1 protein-coding gene is annotated in these 1,189 nt (G+C 52.6%); it reads left to right on the top strand.

Features of this window, described 5'->3' with window-relative positions; translation table 11 throughout:
• Positions 1-216 precede the first annotated feature (216 nt).
• A complete protein-coding gene (locus tag BLL38_RS29950) occupies positions 217-1,179 on the top strand; it encodes an IS110 family RNA-guided transposase (protein WP_076965383.1) in 963 nt (320 codons plus the stop codon).
• Positions 1,180-1,189: the final 10 nt, after the last annotated feature.

Here is a 1,189-nt window from a genome sequence, read left to right as displayed (position 1 = left end):
ATCGCAGGCAAGCCAGCTTGTATGGTTAGACTTGTAGGGGTGGTGGGACTAAAAGCCAGCATCTGACTCTAGCCAGTACAGACCGTGGGAGACTTCGCCCCACCCCTTCACCAAAGCGCCGATAAGGAATGCATCGGCCATGACCGACGATAGAAGCAAGCCAGCGCAACGGTGAAGCCCCGACAAGCCTGTAAACCCTAACCCGGAGCTTTTCTCATGGCAATGACTGTCTCGCAATCAATCATTGGAGTGGATGTCGCTAAAGCCGAAGTGGTCGTTTATCAAAGTGAAACTGCTGAAACAAAGATCGTACCGAACAAGAAAAACGAGCTGAAGGCATGGCTGAAGTCTTTGCCTGCGGGCAGCGCCATCGCAATTGAAGCCACCAATATCTATCACGTGGATACCGTCAACTTGGCTCATTCGATGGGCCATATCGTTTACGTGATTGATGGATATCGCCTTAGCCATTACCGCAAAGGCACAGGCGGGCGCGCCAAAACAGACCTCAGCGATGCGCAGTTGCTGGCTCGTTACTTGAAGAATGAACAGGCTGATTTGCGCGTCTGGAATCCGCCGCCGAAGATTTATACCAAGCTTCAAAGCTTGCTGCGTCGACGTGCAGCGCTGGTGAAAATGCGCGTTGCGCTGAACCAGAGCTGGGCGGGTGAGCCATTACTCAAGGCCTCGTCCAAGAGCATTTCAGCGTGTCTTGATAGGCATGAGGGGCTCATTGAAAAAAGGATATTAGAGGCTGTTACTGAGGCGGGGCTTTTGCATCAGGTCAAGCGCTGCCAAGCCGTCGAAGGCATTGGTTTTCTGACAGCGGTTGCCCTGACAATGGCGTTTCAGCGAGGAGAATTTGAAAATGCTGACGCTTACATCGCTTTCTTGGGAATGGACTTAAGAGTGTCTGACTCTGGGCAAATGAACGGACGCCGCTCGTTGAGCAAGAAGGGAGATTCGGAGATACGCAGATTGCTGCATAACGCGGCGTCAGCAGGCATCCGGTCAGAAGCCTGGAAGCCTTTATACGAGGGTTATCTGGCCAGGGGCCTGAAAACGACTCAAGCCCTGGTCATCATTGGTCGCAAGCTGGCGCGTATCGCCTTTTCGCTCATGAAAAATCTGAGCGAATACCAGTCAAAAGCGGTTTTGGGGGCTTCCCCAAAACCATAGAATCTCCCAC

The sequence above is a fragment of the Pseudomonas gessardii genome (genome assembly GCF_001983165.1).
Classification (GTDB): Bacteria; Pseudomonadota; Gammaproteobacteria; order Pseudomonadales; family Pseudomonadaceae; genus Aquipseudomonas; species Aquipseudomonas gessardii.
Note: the sequence above shows the minus strand (reverse complement) of the source record. Positions and strands in the feature narration are given on the sequence as shown.

Excerpts from the sequence above, each read along its gene's own strand:
- BLL38_RS29950 (WP_076965383.1), top strand. The coding sequence starts at position 217 with ATGGCAATGACTGTCTCGCAATCAATCATTGGAGTGGATGTCGCTAAA.